The 1,741-nt window shown below is 54.6% G+C and carries 1 protein-coding gene and 2 pseudogenes; all 3 read right to left on the bottom strand.

Annotation, left to right across the window (positions count from 1 at the left end):
* Positions 1 to 378: pseudogene (locus A3722_RS04270) on the bottom strand (transposase); the annotation flags it as partial.
* A gap of 61 nt (positions 379 to 439) precedes the next feature.
* Complete coding sequence (locus A3722_RS04275; protein ID WP_150120148.1) at positions 440 to 1,027, bottom strand: hypothetical protein; 588 nt, start codon at positions 1,025 to 1,027, stop codon at positions 440 to 442.
* 523 nt (positions 1,028 to 1,550) lie between these two features.
* Positions 1,551 to 1,741 (bottom strand): annotated as a pseudogene (locus A3722_RS24695) (IS110 family transposase); the annotation flags it as partial.

Here is a 1,741-nt window from a genome sequence, read left to right on the forward strand (position 1 = left end):
GCCCGATAATCTTGTCATCCATCCCATCAATGCGGGTCTGCCCCTTCTTCACCAGTTCAGGCTCGAAGCTGCCGTCTACCACCCGGCAGGCGATTGCAAAGCAATCTGCCGAGAGGGCCGGTCCCGCGGCACAGCGATAGGCAGTTCGCCGTCTTGCCCCTTCAATCTCTTGGCAGATGAGCCGTTGCGACGGTTGGCCTGATCAGGCGGGGCATCCTTGCCGTCTTCATAGCCCAGATGTGCCGTCAGCTCAGCACCGAGCATCCGCTCCATCAGCTTGATCTTGAGCTCTTTCATTAGCCCGGCATCGCCAAGCAGGTCTTCAGGCCGCTCGCAGCCCTTCAGTAGTTCGTCCAGCAGTTCCTTGGATATGGTCATCGTCCTTGCTCCTCTCAGGAAGCATGGACCAGTTCGCAGTTACACAAAAGATCGGACACTCTCACGCCCAGTGTGCTGGCAAATCAGTTTTCGGGCCGACAAAACCCACTTTGCCCAAGATCGTGTTCTCAGCTACTCGAACGAACTCGGTCAGCTCTTCCAACCAAAGTTGATCAGTGAAATCTGGGTCGTTTTCTGATCGAATGCTGAGCAACTCGATTTGCATCTTGCAGAGACTTAAAAGGCTTTCGATATCTCCAGTTTTGTGCTTTCCATCACTACTTTTCTGCGGCAAGCCGCCCATGACTTTCTTCGCCAGGTCGTCAAACTCTTTGTGGTCAACCAAATTGTCTTCCGATACATCAGCGCGCACGGCATGCCAAAGGTCACCCATCCCCGGCGCATTCGGCCCGCCAAAGTTCTTGGCGGAGAAGGATGCCCCGGACCCCAGCAACACCACGACATTGGTTGAATGCAGAGCCTCGATCAGGGCTTCTTCGACCTGATCCTTGCAGCCGGCCTTGGGCTTCTTGGTAGGGTCGTTCGGGTCTGCCTTCTCTTCCTCCCAGCGAAGCCATTTGCCACCGCGTGTCAACAGGCGCAGCAACTCTTTCTTTCCTACCGGCTCGCCGTTCCAATAGTTCGTCAATCCATACACCCGCTAATACACGCCCAAGGCGAACTCAGTTCACTTAGGTAGACAGGTAAATCGTCCTAAAGGCAAACGGCACCAGCGGAGTTGCCGAACTGGGACGGTAAGGACATACATGTCGACTTCCGACGGGGTGCCATTTCTTTACAACTTGGTCTGGCAATGACGGTCAAAAATTTGCTTTGATTGTAGATCACTACGGACCAGCCCCGTGCGCCGGTCTGAATGTCCGCTCGTGTGTCGAAGCAAATATGGGTTTGCACATGCAGCGAATGACTTGTGTGGATGGCTCCTGCATAGCAAGACATTTTTGATCTGATTTGTGCATTTGTCAGAAGCAGTCATGTGTCCGGCCTGTTTGCGCGGTTTTGACCGCTGGCCCTGATGGGTTCCGCAAACCAAGTTCCTATCAGCTTTACGGGCTATTATGCCCGCGCCATTCGGCGGAGTGTCTTGGCTTTGGCGGCAGACTTATGCACCATCATCTCGCGGGTCTTGCTAACTCGTTGTTCCTTTCGTCTCAGGCTACAGTGCGTGGGCTGTAGGGTTCGTTGCGGGTAAGCACTGCCCAGACGATCCGGGCGGTCTTGTTGGCCATGGCGACGGTTGCGACACGCGCAGGTTTGCGTTCAAGCAACGATGTAAGCCATTTGCTGGCTCGCTCGGGATGGGATCGTGTTTGTCGAACGAGTGATGTCATACCAACAACAA

It is taken from the genome of Sulfitobacter sp. HI0027, assembly GCF_001634775.1.
Lineage (GTDB): Bacteria > Pseudomonadota > Alphaproteobacteria > Rhodobacterales > Rhodobacteraceae > Sulfitobacter.